This window comes from Deinococcus actinosclerus (assembly GCF_001507665.1).
Lineage (GTDB): Bacteria > Deinococcota > Deinococci > Deinococcales > Deinococcaceae > Deinococcus > Deinococcus actinosclerus.
In genome coordinates this window covers 306,650-326,737 of record NZ_CP013910.1, presented here as the reverse complement: position 1 = coordinate 326,737, position 20,088 = coordinate 306,650, and the positions used below count along the sequence as shown (strand labels likewise).

21 protein-coding genes are annotated in these 20,088 nt (G+C 71.7%); 8 read left to right on the top strand and 13 right to left on the bottom strand.

Annotated elements, in window-relative coordinates:
• Positions 1-211: 211 nt before the first annotated feature.
• Both AUC44_RS01570 and AUC44_RS17245 read left to right on the top strand, forming a co-directional pair.
• A complete protein-coding gene (locus AUC44_RS01570; protein ID WP_062159622.1) occupies positions 212-1,513 on the top strand; it encodes an Ig-like domain-containing protein in 1,302 nt (433 codons plus the stop codon).
• A 21-nt stretch (positions 1,514-1,534) separates the two neighbouring features.
• Positions 1,535-4,228 (top strand): S8 family serine peptidase, encoded by a 2,694-nt coding sequence (locus AUC44_RS17245; RefSeq protein ID WP_062157094.1) that lies wholly within the window; start codon positions 1,535-1,537, stop codon positions 4,226-4,228.
• 54 nt (positions 4,229-4,282) lie between these two features.
• On the opposite strand, the gene cmk is transcribed toward AUC44_RS17245, so the two are convergent.
• The gene (gene cmk, locus AUC44_RS01560) at positions 4,283-4,894 is read right to left on the bottom strand and encodes a (d)CMP kinase (protein ID WP_062157093.1); all 612 of its coding nucleotides are present in this window, start codon (positions 4,892-4,894) and stop codon (positions 4,283-4,285) included.
• Between the two features lie 96 nt (positions 4,895-4,990).
• On the opposite strand from cmk, the gene AUC44_RS01555 reads away from it, so the two are divergent.
• Entirely contained in the window at positions 4,991-5,779 is a 789-nt protein-coding gene (locus AUC44_RS01555) for a peptidylprolyl isomerase (RefSeq protein ID WP_062157092.1), read from the top strand.
• Positions 5,780-5,842: 63 nt separating this feature from the next.
• On the opposite strand, the gene AUC44_RS01550 is transcribed toward AUC44_RS01555, so the two are convergent.
• From AUC44_RS01550 to AUC44_RS01535, 4 genes are read right to left on the bottom strand one after another with little or no spacing between them, the layout of a single operon-like run.
• Complete coding sequence (locus AUC44_RS01550) at positions 5,843-6,301, bottom strand: hypothetical protein (protein ID WP_062157091.1); 459 nt, start codon at positions 6,299-6,301, stop codon at positions 5,843-5,845.
• A 55-nt stretch (positions 6,302-6,356) separates the two neighbouring features.
• Complete coding sequence (locus AUC44_RS01545; protein WP_062159621.1) at positions 6,357-7,241, bottom strand: class I SAM-dependent methyltransferase; 885 nt, start codon at positions 7,239-7,241, stop codon at positions 6,357-6,359.
• A 34-nt stretch (positions 7,242-7,275) separates the two neighbouring features.
• Positions 7,276-8,271, bottom strand: coding sequence for a tRNA (guanine(46)-N(7))-methyltransferase TrmB (gene trmB / locus AUC44_RS01540; RefSeq protein ID WP_062157090.1), 996 nt, complete (start codon positions 8,269-8,271; stop codon positions 7,276-7,278).
• On the bottom strand, positions 8,268-9,023 hold the full coding sequence (locus AUC44_RS01535) for an FAD-dependent oxidoreductase (protein ID WP_062157089.1): 756 nt from the start codon (positions 9,021-9,023) through the stop codon (positions 8,268-8,270). The genes trmB and AUC44_RS01535 overlap by 4 nt, the downstream gene beginning before the upstream one ends.
• Before the next feature lie 68 nt (positions 9,024-9,091).
• Between AUC44_RS01535 and AUC44_RS01530 the strand changes: the two genes are divergently transcribed.
• Entirely contained in the window at positions 9,092-10,003 is a 912-nt protein-coding gene (locus tag AUC44_RS01530; protein ID WP_062157088.1) for an RluA family pseudouridine synthase, read from the top strand.
• Positions 10,004-10,031: 28 nt separating this feature from the next.
• Here AUC44_RS01530 and pyrE read toward each other — a convergent pair whose 3' ends face one another.
• Positions 10,032-10,625 (bottom strand): orotate phosphoribosyltransferase, encoded by a 594-nt coding sequence (gene pyrE / locus AUC44_RS01525; protein WP_062157087.1) that lies wholly within the window; start codon positions 10,623-10,625, stop codon positions 10,032-10,034.
• Between the two features lie 47 nt (positions 10,626-10,672).
• Here pyrE and AUC44_RS01520 point away from each other — a divergent pair, with 47 nt between their 5' ends.
• From AUC44_RS01520 to AUC44_RS01505, 4 genes are all read left to right on the top strand, one after another.
• Positions 10,673-10,876, top strand: a complete 204-nt coding sequence (locus AUC44_RS01520; protein WP_062157086.1) for a hypothetical protein — start codon at positions 10,673-10,675, stop codon at positions 10,874-10,876.
• Positions 10,877-11,058: 182 nt separating this feature from the next.
• The gene (locus AUC44_RS01515) at positions 11,059-11,811 is read left to right on the top strand and encodes a ribonuclease H family protein (RefSeq protein ID WP_062157085.1); all 753 of its coding nucleotides are present in this window, start codon (positions 11,059-11,061) and stop codon (positions 11,809-11,811) included.
• 92 nt (positions 11,812-11,903) lie between these two features.
• Positions 11,904-14,372 carry a glycoside hydrolase family 31 protein gene (locus AUC44_RS01510; protein WP_062157084.1) on the top strand — a complete coding sequence of 823 codons (2,469 nt, stop codon included), beginning with the start codon at positions 11,904-11,906 and terminating at the stop codon, positions 14,370-14,372.
• Entirely contained in the window at positions 14,369-14,779 is a 411-nt protein-coding gene (locus tag AUC44_RS01505) for a DUF1801 domain-containing protein (RefSeq protein WP_062157083.1), read from the top strand. The genes AUC44_RS01510 and AUC44_RS01505 overlap by 4 nt, the downstream gene beginning before the upstream one ends.
• Before the next feature lie 13 nt (positions 14,780-14,792).
• On the opposite strand, the gene AUC44_RS01500 is transcribed toward AUC44_RS01505, so the two are convergent.
• The 7 genes from AUC44_RS01500 to AUC44_RS01475 all read right to left on the bottom strand — a co-directional run bounded on the left by AUC44_RS01500 (position 14,793) and on the right by AUC44_RS01475 (position 20,024).
• The gene (locus AUC44_RS01500; RefSeq protein ID WP_062157082.1) at positions 14,793-15,332 is read right to left on the bottom strand and encodes a VUT family protein; all 540 of its coding nucleotides are present in this window, start codon (positions 15,330-15,332) and stop codon (positions 14,793-14,795) included.
• 262 nt (positions 15,333-15,594) lie between these two features.
• Entirely contained in the window at positions 15,595-16,098 is a 504-nt protein-coding gene (locus AUC44_RS01495) for a hypothetical protein (protein ID WP_157445122.1), read from the bottom strand.
• Between the two features lie 178 nt (positions 16,099-16,276).
• Positions 16,277-16,459 carry a hypothetical protein gene (locus tag AUC44_RS17345; protein WP_417926359.1) on the bottom strand — a complete coding sequence of 61 codons (183 nt, stop codon included), beginning with the start codon at positions 16,457-16,459 and terminating at the stop codon, positions 16,277-16,279.
• Positions 16,456-16,968, bottom strand: coding sequence for an arginase (locus tag AUC44_RS01490; protein WP_417926358.1), 513 nt, complete (start codon positions 16,966-16,968; stop codon positions 16,456-16,458). The genes AUC44_RS17345 and AUC44_RS01490 overlap by 4 nt, the downstream gene beginning before the upstream one ends.
• Before the next feature lie 76 nt (positions 16,969-17,044).
• Entirely contained in the window at positions 17,045-18,001 is a 957-nt protein-coding gene (locus tag AUC44_RS01485) for a GNAT family N-acetyltransferase (protein ID WP_062157080.1), read from the bottom strand.
• Positions 17,998-18,990, bottom strand: coding sequence for a GNAT family N-acetyltransferase (locus AUC44_RS01480; RefSeq protein WP_231724499.1), 993 nt, complete (start codon positions 18,988-18,990; stop codon positions 17,998-18,000). The genes AUC44_RS01485 and AUC44_RS01480 overlap by 4 nt, the downstream gene beginning before the upstream one ends.
• Entirely contained in the window at positions 18,987-20,024 is a 1,038-nt protein-coding gene (locus AUC44_RS01475) for a GNAT family N-acetyltransferase (RefSeq protein ID WP_062157079.1), read from the bottom strand. Before AUC44_RS01475 ends, AUC44_RS01480 begins: the two co-directional genes overlap by 4 nt.
• Positions 20,025-20,088: the final 64 nt, after the last annotated feature.

Below are 20,088 nucleotides of genomic sequence, written 5' to 3'. Positions count from 1 at the left end.
TGCCCAGACGGTGAAGGGCAGGTTAGTACCACTGAGGGCAATCTGAGATTGTGGTGAACGAACCTTGCCCCCAGGCAGGGGGGCGCGTATGATCTACACCCATAGCAACACAATTCCCGGCGTCAACCCGGGAGCCCAGACAACCCTCACCTCCTCCCCAGATGACCCTGGATGCAGGTGTCGGCGCTGCATGGGCATTCAAGGAGATCACATGAAGCGATCCATTCCATTCGCCGTGCTGGCCCTCACCGGCGCCCTCCTGAGCGCCTGCGCGCCCCACCCCACTCCAGACGCGACCAAACCCACCGTCGCGCTCACCGCCGCGCCCACCACCGTCACCGCGGCCGGCACCATCACCCTGAGCGCCACCGCCAGCGACAACGTCGGCGTGACCAAAGTCGATTTCTACCAGGGCAGCACGCTGATCAGCAGCGACACCACCTCGCCCTACACCGCCACCGCCAGCGTCACCAGCGCGCAGAACGGCACTGTCGCCTACCGCGCCGTGGCCAGCGACGCGGCCGGCAACACCGCTGAAGCCACCGCCAGCGTCACCGTCAACATCGACGTCACGGCGCCTACCGTCAGCGTGACCGCCACGCCCAGCACCCTGACCTCGCCCGGCACCGTGACCTTCACTGCCACCGCCAGCGACAACGTCGGCGTGACCAAGGTCGAGTTCTACGACAACGGCACCCTGATCGCCACCGACACCACCGCGCCCTACACCGCCAGCAAGGCCTACACCGGGGCCGACAACGGCACCCGCACCATCACCGCCAAGGCCTTCGACGCGCAGGGTCAGGCCACCAGCTCCACCACCACCCTGAGCGTCAACATCGACACGGTCGCCCCGACCGTCACCGTCGCTGCGGCCCCCACCCGCATCGAAGCGGCCGGCACCGCGACCTTCACCGCCACCGCCAGCGACAACGTCGGCGTGACCAAGGTCGAGTTCTACGACAACGGCACCCTGATCGCCACCGACACCGACGCCCCCTACACCGCCAGCAAGGCCTACGCCTTCGCGGACAACGGCACCCACACCATCACCGCCAAGGCCTTCGACGCGCAGGGCAACACCCAGCAGGCCACCACGCCCTTCACGGTCGCCATCGCCGACGCCAACGAACCCAACGACAGCGTGGCGGCCGCCACCGCCCTCCCCATCGGCACCACGACCAAGGGCTTCATCACCGGTCAGGCCCGCGACATGGACTACTTCAAGTTCGACGCGACCGCCGGCGACATGCTCAAGCTCACCGTCAAGAGCGTCAGTGCCGACGCCGCCAGCACCCTGGATCCCTACGTCATGATCCTGATGCCCGACGGCAAGACCATCCTCGAAAAAGACGACGACAGCGGCGCCGGACTCGAATCCGAAATCCGCTTCAACGTCCCCGCAACCGGCACGTACACCGTCGTCGTCACCAGCTTCAACATTCACGACGACCCCACGGCCACCGACGACAAAGTCACCAACACCTACCAGATCGCCCTGAGCCGCCGCTAAGGCGCCCCCAAGGAGTCCCACGTGAAGAACACCCTGAAAACTGCGTCCCTGCTGAGCCTGGCCCTGCTGCTGGGCGCCTGCGGTACCAGCACCACGCCCACGACCACCACCGCGCAGCACGACGGTTCCCTCCTGAAGACGGCCCAGGTCGTCACGGACCGCTGGTTCGTGGAACTCGAAGGGGATCCCACCAGCCTAAGCAGCCAGAGCGTGGGCGCGCAGCAGGCTACCTTCCGCGCCCAGGCTGCCAAGCAGGGCATCAAGTACCAGGAGATCAGCGCCTATCAGACGCTGTTCAACGGCTTCGCCGTCCAGGCCAGCAGCAGCGAGATGGGCCGCATTTCCCAGATGCCGGGCGTGCTGGGCATCTACCCCATTCACCGGGTGGACGCGCCGGACACCACCGTGGACCTGAACGCCACGGTCACCCCCGAAATGTTCTATGCCAAGGGCATGACCGGCGCCGACATCGCCCAGAACGAACTGGGCCTGACCGGTAAGGGCGTCAAGGTCGGCGTCATCGATTCCGGGATCGACGTGGATCACCCTGCCTTCAAGGGCCGCATCGTGGCCGGCTACGACTTCGTGGGTGACGACTACGGCAAGGACAGCAAGTACGTGCCGGTCCCTGACGACAACCCCGACGACTGCGGTGGACACGGCACTCACGTGGCCGGCATCATCGGCGGGTACGATCCCGGCAACTCCCGTGACGGGCGCCCCTTCGCCGGCGTCGCGCCCGAAGTGAGCTTCGGCGCCTACCGCATCTTCGGCTGCGGCGGCAGCTCGTACGACGACGTCATCCTGGCCGCCATGGAACGCTCCGTGAAGGACGGCATGCAGGTCGTGAACATGAGCCTGGGGTCGGCCTTCGACAACTGGAAGGAAACCCCGCTGGCCAAAGCCGCTGACCGCATGGTGAAAAAAGGCGTCGTGATGGTCGCCTCCGCAGGCAACAGCGGTGCCAGCGGCACCTACAGCATGGGCGGCCCCACCATGGGCGATCAGGTGATCTCGGTCGCCTCCGTCGACAACGCCAAGATCGACCTGGAAGGCTTCACCCTCTCCAACGGCACCAAGGTCGGCTACTACACCGCCACCGGCGCTCCCGCCCCCACACTGGGCACCAGCCTGTCCATCACGAAGAAACCCGGCAGCACCACCACGACGACCAACGACGGCTGCACGGCCAGCGGCGGCTTCGCACCCGGCAGCCTGACCGGCAAGGCCGTCCTGATCCGCCGCGGGACCTGCTCGTTCTACGAGAAGGCCAAGAACGCCCAGGACGCCGGTGCCAGCGCCGTCATCCTGTACAACAACGCCGCCGGGTACATCAGCCCCACGGTGGCCGGTACGCCCGCCATCACGATTCCCGTGGTGGCCATCAGCGACACCGACGGCGCCAAGATCGATGGTCTGATCGCCGGCGGCGTCAGCATGACCTTCGACGGCAGCAAGGTCAGCATCAACAACCCCACCGCCAACGCCTCGAGCAGCTTCAGCTCCATCGGCATGAGCGCCGAGCTGGAATTCAAGCCCGACCTGGGCGCCCCCGGCGGCAACATCTACAGCACCTACCCGCTCAGCGCAGATCCCGCCGGTTACGAGGTGCTCAGCGGCACCAGCATGGCCTCCCCGCACGTGGCGGGCGCCGCAGCGCTGCTGCTGCAGGCCTACCCCAACACGGCCGCCAAGGACATGCGCACGATGCTGATGAACACCGCCAGCCTCCGCTGGTACCTGAACGGCAGCACCCTCGTGACGGGCCTGCCCGACTACGCGCAGCGTCAGGGCGCGGGCATGATCAACATCGTGAACGCCTACACCAACTCGGTGCGCGCCACCCCCGCCAAGCTGAGCCTCGGCGAGAGCGCCACCTTCGCCACGCGCAGCAAGGTCGTGGTGCTGAAGAACACCGGCGCGCGCCGCGAGGTGTACACCGCCTACAACTACCCCGCGCTGACGATCGGCGGCACCACCCTGGCGCCGACCCCCGTGCAGAAGTACGCCACGATGACCATCAACGGTCAGAGTGCCGACTCCGCGAGTGGCGTGCAGATCATCGTGCCTCCCTTCAGCGAGGTGGAACTGAACGTCGTGGTGACGCCTCCGGTCGGCGCTGCGGACAAAGCCCAGTACGGCGGGTACGTGGATCTGGAAAGCACCACCAGCCCCAACATCGTGGTGCCCTACGGCGGCTTCGTGGGGGATTACCAGAGCATCCAGGTGCTGGGGAACCTGATCGTGGGCGGCAAGTCACAGGACTTCCCCGCGCTGGGTGACGACGTCGCCGACACCTACTACACCGAGGGTCAGACGGTCGCCAACCCGATCGACTACACCTTCAAGCAGGTGGCACTCGACGCGGCCAAGCCCAACGAACTGACGCTGGACGCCCCGTACGTCATTGCGCAGATCTCACACCAGGCCCGCAAGCTGACCATGGAACTGCTCGACAGCAACGGCGCCGTGGTCGACACCCTGCTGAAGCAGGAGTACCTGGGCCGTAACTGCACCAATGACGTGTCCAAGACCAGCAGCACCTGCGACGCGTACAACACCTACAGCTGGGACGGCAAGCTCAGCAACGGGAGCGCGGCAGCGAACGGCACCTACCAGCTGCGCGTGAAAGTGCTCAAGGCGCTGGGTGACGAGAGTGTCGCCAGCGACACCGAGGTCTACACCAGCCAGAAGTTCACCGTCGCGCGCCCCTAAGGCCCGCACTCGAAACGCCGCCCCACAGGCTGGGGCGGCGTTCTTCATGGCGTCTCAGCGCAGGTCGGCGAGGATGGTGTCGATCACGCCCTGGAGGGTGAGGGGCCCCGTGTCGATCACGCGGGCGTCGGGGGCGGGGGCGCTCTGGGTGGTGTCCTGGCGGTCGCGTTCGGTCAGGGCGGCCTCGATGGCGGGAATGTCCTCGGGACGTTCTTTCGCGCGGCGTTCGGCCCGGACGCGGGGACTGGCGGTCAGGTAGAACTTGTGCGGCGCGTGGGGGAAGACGTTGGTGCCCATGTCGCGCCCCTCGGCGACGAGGGGCGCGGGGAGCGCGCGCAGCTGGGCGTCCACCCACTCGCGGATTTCGGGGAGGGCGGCGACGGTGCTGACCCCGCCGTCCACGCGGGTGCTGTGCAGGTCGGCGGTCAGATCATGGTCCGCGTTCCAGACGCGGTTGCCGCTGGCGAGGGGCTCCAGACGCACGCCCGGGAGCAGGGGAAGCAGGGCGCTGGCGTCGGCCAGTTCAGCCCCGGCGTTCAGGCCGAGGAGGGTCACGGCGCGGTACAGCAGGCCGCTGCTGACGTAGGGCACGCCCAGAGCCTGCGCGACGCCAGAGGACACGCTGGATTTTCCGCTGGCGGCGACGCCATCAATGGTCACGATCATCAACTGAGTAGTCTACCGCGCGGCCCCCTGCCCCGGCGGGCGATGCACCCTTCGGGTGACGCGCGGCGTGCGGGGGCCGCTAGACTGTCACGGACCATGAAACACGCTGCCCTGATCCTCACGGCCCTGCTGGCCCTGACCGCCTGCCAGAAGAAGGACGACGCGACCACGACCGACACGAAGACGGACACGGCCGCGACGGACACCACCACGCCCGCGACCGATACCCCGGCCACCGAGACGCCCGCCACGGACACGAAGACCGGCGCGGCCGCCGTCACCAAGCCCGGCCCCCTCCCCGCCGGGTACACCGAGGTGCCGTTCCTGACCACCGAACCCAAGCGCGAATTCACCAGTGAACCCGACATGGCCCTGACGGACGGCAAGGACTACTACGCCCTGATCGACACGAGCAAGGGGCAGATCCTGGCGGACCTGTACGAGCAGGAGACGCCGGTCACGGTGAACAACTTCGTGTTCCTGGCCCGCAACCACTACTTCGACGGCATCCGCTTCCACCGCGTGATCGACGGGTTCATGGCGCAGACCGGCGACCCCAAGAGCGTGGACGAGGCGAAGAAGGCCGAGTGGGGCACCGGCGGCCCCGGCTACCAGTTCGCGGACGAGTTCCGTCAGAAGCTGACCTTCAACAGCGGCGGCATCCTGGCCATGGCGAACAGCGGCCCGGCCACGAACGGCAGCCAGTTCTTCATCACCTTCGAGCCGACGGACTTCCTGAACGGCAAGCACACCATCTTCGGGAAGGTCGTAACCGGTGACGACCTGCTGCCCAAACTGACCCGCACCATGGACCAGAACAACGCCGAGGTGGCGGGCGCCGTGGCGGACCAGATCCTGACCGTGCGCATCCTGACCAAGGGCTGAACCAGCAGGACAACGCGGCGTGCCTCCTTCATGACGTGAAGGAGGCACGCCGTAGGGGTCGGTTCAGCGGGTGATCGTGCAGGAGCCACCGGTGAGTTTGGTGCCGGACCCGCTCAGCTTGGCGAAAACCGCGTTGAGATCTGCCATGGAGCCCGCCACGCTCAGGCCGCTGTACTGCTTCTTCGTGGCGGTGTAGGTCTCGGCTGGGCTGCGCACAATGCAGATCAGGAAGCGCTCGGGGTTGCTGGTGTCCCACACTTGGAATTCGCCGGTGCTTTCCGTGAAGTAGATCCGGGCGGTGCGGCTGTAGTAGGTCCAGTCGCGGTCCGTGCGGTCGTACCTGGGGTCGGCAGGAACCACGACGCGGCCTTCCATCTTGTCGTTGTTCTGGTCGAGCCCGGTGATGGTCCAGGTTTCACCCTCGACCAGGGGGCCCTGAGGTTGTTCGGTCGCCGTGGTGGCAGTGGGAGCGCAGGACGCCAGGAGGAGACTCAGGCCAAGGAGCAGGGCAGGAGTACGCATATGCGCGCCACCCTAGCGCACGGCTGAGTGTCCCGTGAGAAGATTTGCCCGTTCTTCAGAGGTCCAACCCGGTGGGGGTGGTGGCGTGGGCCGGGATGGCCGTCAGGAGCACCTCGTACTTGCCGGTCACGAACACCTTGTAGTCGTGTTTCTGGAGGCCGCGCCGGGCGTTCGTGACGTCGGCGGCGAGCAGGCTCAGGTCCGGGCGGGCGTAGTTGCGCATGCGCGCGCCGTACGAGAGGGTGCCGCCCCGGTAGCGGGCGTTCGGGTACCCCAGGATCAGGCCGCCGCCCGGCGTGAGGTGCTGGCGGCGCAGCGCGGCGAGCAGCACGTCCTGCCGCACGCCGGGGCTCTGGAGGAGGCTCAGGGCCAGGATCAGGTCGAAGCGGCCCAGGTCCGGGGGCAGGGCGTTCACGTCCGCCGCGTGGATGGTCGCCTGGGGCCAGCGTTCGCGGGCGGCCTGCGCGGCAGCCGGGTCGAGATCCACGCCCACCACCTCAAAGGTGCGGTCCGGGAAGGCGAGCGGCAGGGCGGCCAGTTCATGCCCGGCGTTCACGCCCAGCGCCAGCACCCGCCCGCCCTGGGGGGGGTTCACGCGGCGCAGCGCCTCGACGAACGTCGCCAGGAAGATGGGGTCCTCCAGCTTGTTCACGCGGGCCCAGTCGCCGTCCGGGCCGTACCCGGCGTGATCGGGGTCGCGGGCCGGAGCGTGGGCGCGCAGGGTCAGTCGCACCCGCCCCTCCCCTGCCCTGTCCGGGGTCAGCAGGTGCGCGCCGAGCAGGTCCGCGAGGTCCGTCCAGGTGCTCCAGGGACGGTGCGTGCCGTGCGGAGTCGCCTCGCCCGCGTAGCGGCCCAGGCCCACGTCGGGGTCAGGCACCTCGAAGGTCACCTCGCCCGCCGCGCGCAGCCGATCCCGCACGGCGGGCAGGAGGACGCTCATGGGTTCGGTCGTGAAGCGCACCGGCACCGGCCCGTCAGTACCCGTGGTGCTTAACGACGGCGCCCTGAGCCTCCAGCCAGCGGGTGACGACGCCCACCGCGGCCTTCACGCCGGTCGTGATGATCGGCCCGCCGAACTTGGCGAGGCGCACGAGGTGCGTGCCGTCCTCGCGGGCGGTGATGCCGATCAATACCTCCTGGGTCAGTTCGCCCTCCACGACGTGCGCCAGGACGACCCAGCCGTCGCGGCGCAGGCCGGCGTACAGGTCGAGCAGGATGACCGTCCACGCGCCGCCCTCGTCGGCGTTGCGGCTACCAGGGTTGCGTTCGGTGACCTTCTCGAAGGTCTGGGGATTGAAGGTGTCGGGCAGGGTCAGGACGGCGTGGGGCACGGTGGTGGGGTCCTCCGGGTAGGGGGTGGTCGGCCCGTGCGGGACGGGCTGGTGGGCGGTGGGGATGAAGCGGGCGTGGTTGACGCCCAGGCCGAGGTCACGCCACTTCAGGGCGTACTTGGTTTCCAGAGCGGCGGCGGGCGGGTCCGCGCGTTCGACGCGCATGACGCCGCTGGCCCCGGCCTGCTCGCACGCGAACTCGAAGTACTCGTCGTGGTCGGTGGTCAGCAGGATCATCCCGCCGGGCTTCAGGCGGCTGGCCGCGAGCTGGAAGAACGGGACGCGCAGAAGGCGGTGGTCGGTGTGGCCGGCCTTGGGCCAGGGGTCGGGGAAGTTCACGACGATCAGGTCCAGGCCCGCGTGCGGGATGACGGACCGCACGAGGACGTCGGCGGGCATCTTCGTGAGGATCGCATTGTCCAGGCCCGCGTCCCGCAGGCGGCGGTGCGCCTTCAGCAGGGACACGCCGGAGAGTTCCACGCCGAGGTAGTTGGGCGCCTCGGGGAAGGTCGCGGCGAAGTGCGGCCAGAACCGTCCGTCGCCAAAACCCACCTCCAGCACCCAGGGGCGGTCCGGGGTGTCCGGGTACAGGCGCGCGGCGGCGTCGGGGAACCGGAAGTCGCTCAGGCGGGCGATCATGCGCGCCCCCCGGTCAGGTCGGCCAGCAGGTCGTCGGCGAGGCGGGCCGCGCTTTGCAGCACACTGCCGTACGTGTGCTCGCCGGGCGTGCACTGCCCCAGCATCCGCACGCGCTCCAGTCGGTTCACGCGGAAGCCGTCCAGTTCACTGGGCGCGGGGGTCAGGAAGCGCACGTCGTAGGGCGGCTCGACCCCCTCGCCCTCGGCGCGGCGTTCCGCCCCGATCAGCCAGATGCCACTGGCGGTCAGGTCGTCCGCCAGGAAGTCGTACGCGACCTCGCTGAGACGCCCGGCCTCGTCCATGGTGTCCCCCACGAGCAGGCGGCCCTTCAGGAACGCCCCGACGGCCAGCACGCCCAGCCGCGCGTGGAGTTTCGGCCCCTCCCAGGTCGAGAGCACCACTTGCGTGTCCTCCTCGTCCAGCGCGGTGACGGTGCTCTGGAGGAGGTGAATGCCACTCGTCTCCTCCACGCGGGCCTTCAGGTGCCGGTGGAAGGTCCAGCCGTCCGTGTCGGGGAGCAGCGCGGCGCGCACCTCCTCGAACAGACTGCCTTCCGGGAACGTCACGCCCGCCGTGGTCGGCTGGTACAGGTTCCCCAGGTGATCGAGCGCCTGCGACACCAGCAGCACGTCCAGTCCGGCGCGGGCCAGCCGCCACGCCAGCTCAGTGCCCGCCAGTCCGGCACCGACCACGGCCACGTCATACAGATGCCCCGGTTGCGGGCGACTTCTCGGAGAGGGCGAACCAAACATCACCGGCCAGTGTAGGGCCTGCGCGGGAAGTCGGACGCGGAACGGCCGCACGCTTTACCCTGTCCCCCATGTCCGACGACGCGCCCTCGAATAGCGGTTTCGCGTTCCGCTCGCAGGTGCGCGCGGGCGGGGAGCGGGTGCTGGCGTTCCTGACGCGCGAGTACCAGCACTCGGACGGGGCGACGTGGGCGGCGCGGCTGGCGGCGGGTGAGGTGGAGGTGCGGGGCGTGCCGGCGCGCGGGGACGAGGTGCTGCGCGCCGGGGACGTGGTCGTGTGGCACCGTCCCCCGTGGCGGGAGGAGGCGGCCCCGCTGGACTACGCGGTGCTGCTGGAGGACGACGCGTTGGTCGCGGTGAGCAAGCCGTCTGGCCTGCCGACGCTGCCAGGGGCGGGGTTCCTGACGCACACGCTGCTGACGCAGGTGCGGCTGCGCTACCCGGGGGCCAGCCCCCTGCACCGGCTGGGGCGCGGCACGAGCGGCGCGGTGCTGTTCGCCCGCACCGGGGCGGCAGGCGCGGCGCTGTCCCGCGCGTGGCGGGAGCACGAGGTGGGGAAGGTGTACCGCGCGCTGGGCACAGGCGTGCCGCAGTGGGACACGCTGGACATCCGCACACCCATCGGGCCGGTGCCGCACCCGCGCCTGGGCACGGTGTTCGCCGCCAGCCCCGGGGGCAAGCCGTCGCGCAGCGTGGCGACCGTCCGCGAGCGCCGCGCCGGGCAGACCCTGTTCGACGTGGCGATCCACACGGGCCGCCCGCACCAGATCCGCATTCACCTCGCCGCGGCCGGGCATCCCCTGGTGGGCGACCCGCTGTACGGCCCGGGCGGTCTGCCGCTGGCAGGGCTGCCGGGCCTGCCGGGCGACCTGGGGTACCTCCTGCACGCCTGGACGCTGCACTTCACGCACCCCGTCACCGGGCAGGCGGTGCGGGTGGAGGCCCCGCCGCCGGATGCGCTGAGGCCCGCCGGCGACCGCTGACGGTCATCGAGTCACCCCGCGCAGGGGGTCAGATCTCCTGCAGGGGCAGCGCCGCGAGCCACCCGGGCACCTCGTCGGGCGCGTAGGTGTCGAACACCAGCCGGGTCAGGGCCACCAGCGGGTAGCCGTGCAGGTCGCCGCCCCCGGCGCGGCGGTCCACGATGCACGCGATGCCCACGCAGCGGCCCCCGGCGGCCTCGGCGGCGCGCACGGCCTTCAGGACGCTCCCGCCGGTCGTGAGGACGTCCTCGACCGCCACGAAGGGCTCGCCGGGGGCGATGGTGAAGGCCTCGCGGATCTTCATGTCGCCCTGCCCGTCCTTCTCCGCGAAGATCGCCCGGGTGCCGTAGTGCCGGGCCGTTTCATACGCCAGGACGACGCCGCCCATGGCCGGCCCGATCACGAGCTGCGCGTCGATGCCCGCTCCACGCAGCGCCCCGGCCAGCGCGCGGCCGATCTGCTCGGTGTAGTGGGGGTGCTGGAGGACGGTGGTGCTCTGCAGGAACTTGGGGCTGTGGCGGCCCGAGGCGAGCAGGAAGTGCCCCTCGTGGTACGCGCCGGCCTGACGGTACAGGTCGAGGATGTCGAGGGTCGCGGCGTCCGGGCCAGTGGCGTGGGTCATGGTGTCAGTATCCCATTCCGGCCCGCCCGCTCAGGGCATCATGGCGCATGGACACCGTGAGCTTTCCGGGAGGCGTGAAGCTGGGCCTGCGCCGCCGACTGCTGGGCATTCCGCTCGCCGAGCTGGCCCGGGACGCGCGCGTGCAGACGGAGCTGCTGCGCCGCCTGGAGGCCGGGGAATTCGATCCGCGCAGCCTGCACCGGCTGGCGCGGCAGGTCCTCTCGCGCACGCTGGACACCACCCTTGACTGACCCGCCGGCGTGCGGGCGTAGGCCGGGTGGCCGATTCGCGCAGCGCGCCCCGCGCGGCATGCTGCGAGCCGCAAGGGCCCGCTGAGGGAACCCTCACCGACCGGGCCGGACCTGCGGAGCACAATGCGCCTCAGGGTCTCCTGGCCTCCGCCCTCTCCCCCACCTCCCGGAGGTCCCCCCGCGTGAATCAGGCGTTCGTGGATGCCAGCTGGCAGGAACAATCCGGCCCCGACGGGCGTGTGCGCGGCCTGGGCGGCTGGGGGCTGGTGCTGCTGCGCCCCGGCACGCTCCCGGCGCGCTTCCAGGGGCAGCTGCTTGCCCCGGACAACAATGCCGCCGAGGTGCGCGCCGTACTGGAGGCGGTCCGCGCCGCGCCAGCCGGGGAGCCGCTGACGGTACACACCGACAATCAGGCGGTGATCGCCTCGGTCGGGCGCGGGCGCGGTCCCGCCCTGCTCGACGAGGAGGCCCGCGAGGTGCAGGCCGAGGCCCTGGCGCGCGGCGTGACCCTCCGCGTGGTGTACGCGCCCCGCACGCGGCGGCACATGCAGAGCGCCCACGACCTCGCCAACGACGCCCGGCGCGGCAGCGGTTCAGGCGGCCTGCTCGATCCGCGTTCGGACGTGCTGATTGAGCAGCGGCCCGCGCAGCCCGAGGCGCGCGTCAGCCTGCGCCGCCCCGGCGAGCGCGTCACCGCGCACGTCCCGCTGGACCTCAGTTCCGACGTGCCGCCCAGCGCGCAGGCCCTGCTGGCCGCCGTGGGGCTGGCCCTGCCCGGCGAGGTGCTGCTCGTCCGGCGCGCCAGCCGCGTCGCGCAGGCGCTGTGGCAGCGCCCCGAGCGCGCCCTGCGGCCGGCGGCGCAGGCGCAGCTGCACCACGCCCGCCGCGCCGCCGACGAGAGCGGCGTGCAGGTGGAGTTCCTCGGCACCGGGTGAGGAACATTGATGGTCGAAGGTTGATAGGTGACAGAGGCTGGGCTCCATCAACCTTCAACCTTCGACCCCAACAGCGGTACGCTGGTGGGCACATGAGGTTCTCTTCGTTTGCGGCAGAGTCGGGTGGGCAGGGGCCGGAGGTGCGCGTGTGGGGCGAGTCGGACGTGCTGGTGGTGACCGCGCCGCTGCCCGGGGCGCTGCGGGTGCGCCTGCTCCCGGAGGCGCGGGCGAACACGCTGGGCTTCCCGCGGGTGGGCCCGAAGCGGAGTTTCGCGCTGCGGCCGGACCTGCCGGCTGGCGCGTCCCTGCAGGTCACCGAGGCCGGGGCCGAGCTGTGGGTGAGCGCGGGTGGGCTGTCGCTGCACCTGAACCGCGTGACCGGGGCGTGGCGGGTCGTGACGGGTCATGGCCCGGCCGACGACGGCGCGGAGGGGCGCGAACTGGTCAGCGCGCTGGACTGGTCGGGCGAGGCGCCCACGCAGCGGCCCGCGCTGGACGCCGAGCGTTTCAACCTGCGCCGCACGCGCCTGCACCTGGACGCCCCGGACGGCGCGATGTACCTGGGCTTCGGGGAGCGGGTGGGGCCGCTGGACAAGCGCGGCATGCACCTGACCTTCTGGAACACCGACTGCTTCCCGCACCACACCGAGACGGACCCGCTGTACGTGTCGGTGCCGTTCACGACCGTGTTGCAGGGCGGCCGGGCGCACGGGGTGTTCGTGGACGAACCCTGGCGCATGGAGGTGGACGTGGCGCGCGCCCACCCGACCGAGCTGCGCTGGGCCTCCGCCGGCCCGGAACTGGACGTGTACGTCCTGGCGGGCCCGCGCCCGGCGGACGTGCTGCGCCGCTACGCGGACCTGACCGGCTACGCGCCGATGCCGCCGCTGTGGGCGCTGGGGGCCGCGCAGAGCCGCTGGGGGTACCGCACGGCGGACGACCTGCGCGCGGTCATCCAGGGCTACCGCGACCGGAAGCTGCCGCTGGACAGCGTGTACGTGGACATCGACTACATGGACGCGTACAAGGTCTGGACGGTCAGCCGCGCGAACTTCCCGGACCTGCGGGCCTTCGTGAAGGAGGCGGGCGAGCAGGGCGTGAAGCTCGTGCCGATCGTGGACCCCGGCGTGAAACTGGAGGCCGGGTACGACGTGTACGAGGAGGCGGCGAAGGGCGATCACCTCGTGCGCACGGCGCGTGGGGACGTGCTGGTCGGGGAGGTCTGGCCGGACCCGGCGGTGTTCCCGGACTTCACGCGGCCCGAGGTGGTCGCGTGGTGGGCCGGGCGACATAAATTCTTCGCGGACGCGGGCATTCAGGGGCAGTGGAACGACATGAACGAGCCCGCGTGCTTCAGCCTGCGCCAGCCGCGCGAGACCGAGGGCAAGACCCTGCCGTACGACGCGCGGCACGGCACCCGCACGCACCTGGAGGTCCACAACGCGTACGCGAACGGCATGAGCGAGGCCAGCCGCGCCGGGTACGCGAAGTTCAGCCCGCAGATCCGCCCGTGGGTGCTGACCCGCGCCGGGTACGCGGGCATCCAGCGGCACGCGACCGTCTGGACCGGGGACAACACCGCCACGTGGTCGCATCTGGCCCTGAGCCTCCCCATGATCCAGGGCCTGGGCCTGAGCGGCATTCCGTTCGCGGCAGCGGACGTGGGCGGCTTCGCGGGCGATACCACCGGCGAACTGCTGGCCCGCTGGTACCAGGCGGCGGTCGGGTACGCCTTCGTGCGCAACCACGCAGCGCTGGGCACCGCCGACCAGGAACCCTGGCGCTTCGGGGAGGCGGTCACGGACGTGATCCGCTCGGCGCTGGAGCTGCGCTACCGGCTGCTGCCGCACCTGTACACCCTGGCGCAGGGGGCGACCCGCACGGCGCTGCCGGTCATGCGCCCGCTGGCGCTGCACTGGCCCGCCGACGAGGACGCCGCGCGCGAGGACACCCAGTACCTGCTCGGCGAGGGGCTGATGGTCGCGCCGGTCCTGCGGGCCGGGCACCGGCGGCGGCTGGTGTACCTCCCGGCGGGGCGCTGGGCGGCCGTGTTCAACCTGGCGCAGTTCGGCCCTGTTCACGCGGGCGGGCAGCACGTCGTCGCGGACGCGCCGCTGGACACGCTGCCCATGTACCTGCGCGCCGGCACGGCCCTGCCCGTCACGGAGGCCGCGCCGCACACGACCTCGGCCCGCTGGGCGCGCCTGTCGTGGCTCATCCACGCGGGGCCTGACGGCTTCGTGGGCCAGCTGTTCGAGGACGCCGGGGACGGCCCCGCGGGAGGCCGCGCCACCCGGCTGGTGGGCGAGCGGCAGGGCGCGCGCCTGACCATCCGCCGCGAGACCGAGGGGGACACCGGCAGCTTCGAGCAGCGCGAGACCATGCACGTCCTGGGCCTCGGGCACGTCCGCGCCGCGCAGGGAGCCGCCAGCTTCGCGTACGAGGACGGCGTGCTGCGCCTGACCCTCCCGGCCCGCTGGCAGACCGTGACGCTGGAGCTCGAACCCGGGGACGACGAGGAGCCGGGCGACGGGGGCACGGTCCCGGTGGGCGGAGCGTGACCCGCCCCGATCCCGTGACCGAGCGGATCGAGGCCCTGGGGGACTGGCGGGGCGAGACGCTGCGCCGGGTGCGCGCCCTGATCCGGGCGGCGCTGCCGGGCGTGCAGGAGAGCGTGAAGTGGGCCAAGGCGACCTCGCCGGGCGTGCCGGTGTGGGAACACGCGGGCGTGCTGTGCACCGGCGAGTCCTACGCGCGGGCGGTGAAGCTCACGTTCCCGCGCGGGGCCTCGCTGCCCGACCCGGCCGGGCTGTTCAACGCCAGTCTGGAGGGCAGCGCCCGCCGCGCCATTGACCTGCCCGAGGGGGCCGTGCTGGATGAGGCGGCCTTCCGTGAGCTGATCCGCGCGGCGGCTGCCGCGAACGAGCACGCACGGGCAGCGAAACGGGACGGCCGCGCGCCCAGCTGAGGGCAGGGCGCGGTCAGGCCGCGCGGGCCGCGTGCCGCACGCGGAAGGCGAACAGCGCGGCGATCAGGTACTTCGCGAGGATGTCCGCGAAGATGATCTGCGCGATCTGCGAGGGCGGCATGTCGCCCCAGAAGGCCAGCAGGTTGAACAGCACGCTGTCTAGCGGCACGCTCACGGCGTTGCTGGCCAGCACGCGCGTCCACCAGCTGCGCTGGATCAGGCGCTGGTACACGGCGGTGTCAGCCAGTTCGCCGGCCAGGATCGCCAGGAAGCTGGCGCCCACGAAGCGCCAGGGCGTGCCGGTCAGCAGCGCCACGACCGTGTTCACGACCAGCGCGGCGGCAATGGCGAGGTACACCGCGTTCAGGCCGCCCGCGCGGTGAATGCGGTCACGCAGGGTGAACACGGCGGCGAAGAAGATCGTGCCGACGCTCAGCAGGCCGTACACCGGCAGCGGAATGAAGGTATTGAGCGTCAGGTTCGCCAGCAGGATGCTCAGGGCGTACAGGGCGATCAGCAGCAGCGGCAGCGCCGCCTTGGGTGCATGGGTCATGGGAACCTCGGGCCGGGATCGACAGAACAGGTCGAGCGGCGCGCGGAAACCGGCCTGGGGGGTGGGTTCCGGGGAGTGGCGGGGCCGGGAGCGCGCGGCCGGAAGCACACGCGGGCCAGTCCGGCAGCATAGCGTGAACGCCCCTGACAGTGTGGCGCTCCGACGGCTGGCCTCCCCTGGCAGGCCCCCCACAGCCGCCCCCAGGCCCGGCGCAGGGACCGGCGGGGGGCCGGAAGGCGGGGGCTGGCGGGTGAGCGGCGGGTCAGCGGCGGCGGATGAATCCCAGGCGGGAGCGGGGCGGCGCCGCCACGGGCGCGGCGGCTGTCTGCGCGGCGGTCTCGTACTCGCGGACGGCCGACTGCAGCCAGTCAGGCGCGCTGCCCGGGTCCAGCAGCTCGGGGCCGGGAATCCACTCGGCGGCGCTGAGCTGCGTGGCATCCGGGTCCAGGATGCCGGCGCTGTACTCGGTGCCGAAGATCAGGTGCAGCCGGGCGTCCGCGTGGCCCTCCGGCACGCCGCGCGCCACGTACGAGCCGACCAGCCGCAGATCACTCACGACCAGTTTCACCTGCTCGCGGATGACGCGGCGCAGGTGGAGTTCCACCGGGTTGCTGCCGGGTTCGGCCGCCAGGATCAGGCCGGGCAGACCCTGCGCGCCCGGTTGCAGGGGCGCGCGGGGCCGGGTGATCAGGTAGGCGCCCTGGTGGTGGATGAGCGCGAAGGCGCCCACCTGATAGGCCATCGGGGTCTGTTGGGTGATCGGCATGGGCAGGGGCACTCCTGTGAGGCGCGGGGGCAGTCGTGAAAAATTCTACACGGTCACCCGGGGCCGGCACCTGCCCCTTCCGGGTGCATGACCGGGAACGTCGGGCGCCAGCCCCGCGGCGGTGCAGGGCTCCTGCCTGAATAGCACGCGCGCCGTTCAAGATCGAACGGGTTTCTCGTCATCTCCCCGTTCGGGGGAGGAGCGGCCCGATGACCTGGGCGTCCAGGACGGCGGCCAGCGCCAGCAGCGCCGGGTCGTGCGCGGGGTTCGTCCACGCCGGGGACTGCACCAGCAGCAGCGCCGTGACCTGCGCCGGGTCCGGCAGACCGCTGCCCGGCTGCCGCTGCCGGGTGAGGGTCACCTGTGCCAGCTGCTCGGGGGCAACAGGGGCCGCAGTTCCTCGCGGGTGCGGTCCAGGTCGAAGCCCTCCGCGACGGGCAGCGCCGCGTGCCAGTCGGGGTAGAGGGTCGTGACGGTGCGGATCAGGCCGCGGGTCAGTCCCAGCCCCGCCCAGTTGCCGGGCCGAACCCGCGTGGGGTCGCCGCTGCGGCTGGCGAGGTCATGGTGCGAGTCGAGGTTCAGGACGTCCAGCCCCGGGTACCGTTCCAGCCACGTCCAGGCGTCCGCGTGGCTGAGGGTCACGAACGCCGGCACGCCCGCATACGCGCGCAGGGCCTCCCAGCCGGGGTAGAGCGGAAAGTCCGCGTCGAGCGCCGCCCAGTCCCCTGCCCCGGCACCGCCCCGCCGCTGCGCGCGGTCCACCCACGCGCCGTACCGGTCATGGTCGAGGTCGCGCGTGCCCCAGACGGGCGCGTCGAACACCAGTTCCCGCGTACCCGAGAAGGCGTCCCAGTCGATACTCAGCAGCACGCCCCCAGCTTACGCGGGTGACGGTCAGCAGCGCAGGCGCGTCGGGAGCGCCGAGCCTCCACCACCGCCCACGTCCTCACCCGAAGTGGATCACGTAGGACACGCTGGCCGGACCGCGCACGAAGCCCAGGCGGTCGTTGATGGCGAGCATGGGGGCGTTGTCGCTGGCGTTGTCGGTGCGGATGACGGGGGCCCCGTGGGCGCGGGCCGCGCGGATCGCGGCGAGTTTCAGCGCCGTGGCGACGCCCTGCCCACGCCAGGGGCGGGTCACGCCGGTCAGGCCGGTCAGCAGGTCGGGGCTGGCGCCGCTGCGGAAGCAGGCGGTCTGCCCGATCCAGGTCCCGTCCACCTCGGCGATCAGGTACGCGTCCGGGAGGAGGCCGGGGTCGCCCAGCACCGCGTCCTCGAACACGGCGCGGCTCAGGGGCGTGGCGGGTTCGGCGCGCGGAACGTCCTGCCGCACGTCGCTCATCAGGGCGTGCAGACGACCCGTGAGCTCCGGCGTGCCGGCGGCGCGCAGGTCGGCCAGCGAGCGGATGCGGACACCCCGGGCGCGCACGCGGGCTTCCAGGGCGGCGTACGGGGCCGGGTCGAAGTCCGGGACCCGAAGGGTGGACATGAAGTACCGCCTGTCCCCGCGAAAGCCCCGGCGGGTCAGGAAGCCCGGCGCGACCGGGTGATCCTCGCGCGCCAGGAGGCGGGCGGACTCGGTCCCCCGCGCGCGCAGACTGGCGTCCAGCGCCGTCCAGAGCGCCGCGCCCACCCCGCGTCCCTGCGCGCCCGGCGCGACTGCCAGATCCAGCGCGTAGCGGCGCGGGTGGAACGAGCCGGGATTCTGGTGGTATCCGGCCACGCCCAGCACCTCGGCCCCGGCCCGCGCCACGAGCGCGGCCCAGCCGTACCCCCAGTCCTGCTGCTCCTGCATCTGGCGGCGGTACTCCGCGCCAGTCAGGGGCTCGTGCGGGTTCGCGCCGGTCAGGATGGCGGCCGCCGCGTCCCACTCGCGCGCCGCCAGCGGGGTCACGGTGATCATTCTGTCAGACCCCCGCGTTTCATCTCGACCCACGCCACGCGCGGCCGGAAGCCCAGGCGCTCGTTCAGGAGCAGCATGGGCCGGTTCGTGGTGGCGTTCCCCGTCCAGACCTCCCGCGCGCCCAGGTCGCGCGCCACGCGCAGCGCGGCCACCTTCAGGGCCAGCGCCAGCCCCCGGCGCCGCCAGTCGCGGTGCGTGCCGGTCAGGCCGGTGTTCAGCCGGCCCGGCTGGTCGTCCTCCTGTTCCAGTTCAGACAGCGCGGCGACCGCGCCGCCTGGCGTGACGGCCAGCAGCGTGCCGCGCGGCAGGAAGCGCGGGGACGCCAGCCGCTGCCGGAAGTCCTCGGGGCTGACCGGTGTGGCGGGCGCCGCGCGCGGCACATCGGCCCGGGCGGCCAGGTAACCGCGGTAGTACGCATCCCGCGCGGCGTCCTCGCCCAGTTCGGCGCTCAGGTCGGCGTAGCTGACGATCCGCACCCCGGCCGGCGCGGGCGCGCGGGCGGCCCAGGCGTCCGCGTCGAAGTCTGCCATGTCCAGCACGTTGTCGAAAAAGCGCATTACCTCGGTAAAGCCCCGCGTTTCCAGGAAGTGCAGGCTGCGCGGGTCGTCCTCGTACGCGCCGGCCAGCACCTCGCGCGCGCCCCGCGCCTCCAGGTGCGCGCTGAGCGTCCCGGCCAGCGCCGCGCCCACGCCCTGCCGCCGGTGCCCGGGGTGCACGCCGACCTCGGCGTGGTAGCGGTCCGGGTGGAACATCCCGCCGAACTGCATGGCCGACGCCACGCCCAGCACCTCGCCCGCGCGGTCGGCCACCCACAGCGCCACGTGCAGCCCCAGCGGGTGGGTGCGCAGCGAGTGCAGGTGGTGTTCCAGCGCCGTGACGCTCAGGGGGTGCCGGGGGTTCACGGCCGTCATCAGCTCGGCCAGCGCCGCGTGATCGGCGTCCGTGGCGGCGCGCACGGTGAAGGTCGGCGTGACGGAAGAGGCGCTCACGCCAGCTCCTCGGGCACCGGCACCGGGCGGCGCTCGCCCGTCACGGGGTCCAGGTGCAGTTCGTAGCGGCTGCGGGTCGGGCCGCGCCGGAAGCCCAGCGCGCGGTTCATGCCCAGCATCGCCTTGTTGGGCGGGTCGTTGAACGTGCGGATCTCGCCGCCCCCGGCGGCGGCCAGGGCGCGCATCGCGGCCACCTTCAGGGCCTTCGCCACGCCCCGCCCACGGTCCTCGCGGCGCACGCCGGTCATGCCGATGACGTAGAAGCCGGCCGGGTTGCGCATCAGCGTGCTGTACCCCACGTACGGGCCGGTCTGCGGGTCGTCCACGTCCGGGCGCACCGCCACGAAGGACAGCTCGTGGCTGAAGGTCGGGTCGTCCAGTTCCTGCTTCACCCACGCCTCGAAGGGCCGCCGGGTGAGGGCCTGACCCATCGGCACGTCCTGGAAGAGGCGCCAGTCGAGCTCCCACAGGCGCCGGTCGCGCGCCGGGTCGCCCGCCAAGTCCGCCACCGAGCGCAGCTGCACCCCGCCCTGCGCCACGGCGGTCATCAGGTCGTCGAACGCGCCCAGGTCGGCGTCGGCCGTGTGCAGGCGCGACTCGTAGCGGTCCCAGGTGCGCACGTAGCCCCGCGCGGCCAGGAACGCCCGGCCCGGCGCGTCGCGGTCCTGATCGCTGAGCATGGTGCGGATGTCCTGCGCGCCCCGACCCCGCAGGACATCCATCAGCGCGCCGTACAGCGCCGTTCCGACGCCCTGCCCACGGGCGTCCGGGTGAACGGTGATCCCGCCGAAGTAGCGCCACTCCTCGAAGGCGAAATCGTCATGCCCGATCTGCCCCACGCCCACGATGCGGCCCGCCTGCTCGGCCACCAGTTCCAGGCGGTACAGGCCCGGGTCGTGCGCGGCGTCCCACACGCGCAGGAGGTCCGGCGTGACCGGCCAGTCGGGATCGGCGGCGTTCAGGACCGCCGCCACACCGGGAAAATCGTCGGGTTTGCGCGGTTCGCGCAGCGTGAAGGGCTGTGGGGCGGTCATGCGCCCATCATGCGGGCCGCCCGGTCCGGGCCGCATCCGCCAGCACGCCTACGCGGCTTGCCCA

Coding starts and splice junctions, on each gene's coding strand:
- AUC44_RS01550 (WP_062157091.1), bottom strand. CDS start 6,301: ATGCGTACTCCTGCCCTGCTCCTTGGCCTGAGTCTCCTCCTGGCGTCC.
- cmk (WP_062157093.1), bottom strand. CDS start 4,894: ATGATCGTGACCATTGATGGCGTCGCCGCCAGCGGAAAATCCAGCGTG.
- AUC44_RS01530 (WP_062157088.1), top strand. CDS start 9,092: ATGTCCGACGACGCGCCCTCGAATAGCGGTTTCGCGTTCCGCTCGCAG.
- AUC44_RS01520 (WP_062157086.1), top strand. CDS start 10,673: ATGGACACCGTGAGCTTTCCGGGAGGCGTGAAGCTGGGCCTGCGCCGC.
- trmB (WP_062157090.1), bottom strand. CDS start 8,271: ATGATCGCCCGCCTGAGCGACTTCCGGTTCCCCGACGCCGCCGCGCGC.
- AUC44_RS01545 (WP_062159621.1), bottom strand. CDS start 7,241: ATGAGCGTCCTCCTGCCCGCCGTGCGGGATCGGCTGCGCGCGGCGGGC.
- AUC44_RS01555 (WP_062157092.1), top strand. CDS start 4,991: ATGAAACACGCTGCCCTGATCCTCACGGCCCTGCTGGCCCTGACCGCC.
- AUC44_RS01495 (WP_157445122.1), bottom strand. CDS start 16,098: ATGCCGATCACCCAACAGACCCCGATGGCCTATCAGGTGGGCGCCTTC.
- AUC44_RS01535 (WP_062157089.1), bottom strand. CDS start 9,023: ATGTTTGGTTCGCCCTCTCCGAGAAGTCGCCCGCAACCGGGGCATCTG.
- AUC44_RS01510 (WP_062157084.1), top strand. CDS start 11,904: ATGAGGTTCTCTTCGTTTGCGGCAGAGTCGGGTGGGCAGGGGCCGGAG.
- AUC44_RS01500 (WP_062157082.1), bottom strand. CDS start 15,332: ATGACCCATGCACCCAAGGCGGCGCTGCCGCTGCTGCTGATCGCCCTG.
- AUC44_RS01475 (WP_062157079.1), bottom strand. CDS start 20,024: ATGACCGCCCCACAGCCCTTCACGCTGCGCGAACCGCGCAAACCCGAC.
- AUC44_RS01485 (WP_062157080.1), bottom strand. CDS start 18,001: ATGATCACCGTGACCCCGCTGGCGGCGCGCGAGTGGGACGCGGCGGCC.
- pyrE (WP_062157087.1), bottom strand. CDS start 10,625: ATGACCCACGCCACTGGCCCGGACGCCGCGACCCTCGACATCCTCGAC.
- AUC44_RS01570 (WP_062159622.1), top strand. CDS start 212: ATGAAGCGATCCATTCCATTCGCCGTGCTGGCCCTCACCGGCGCCCTC.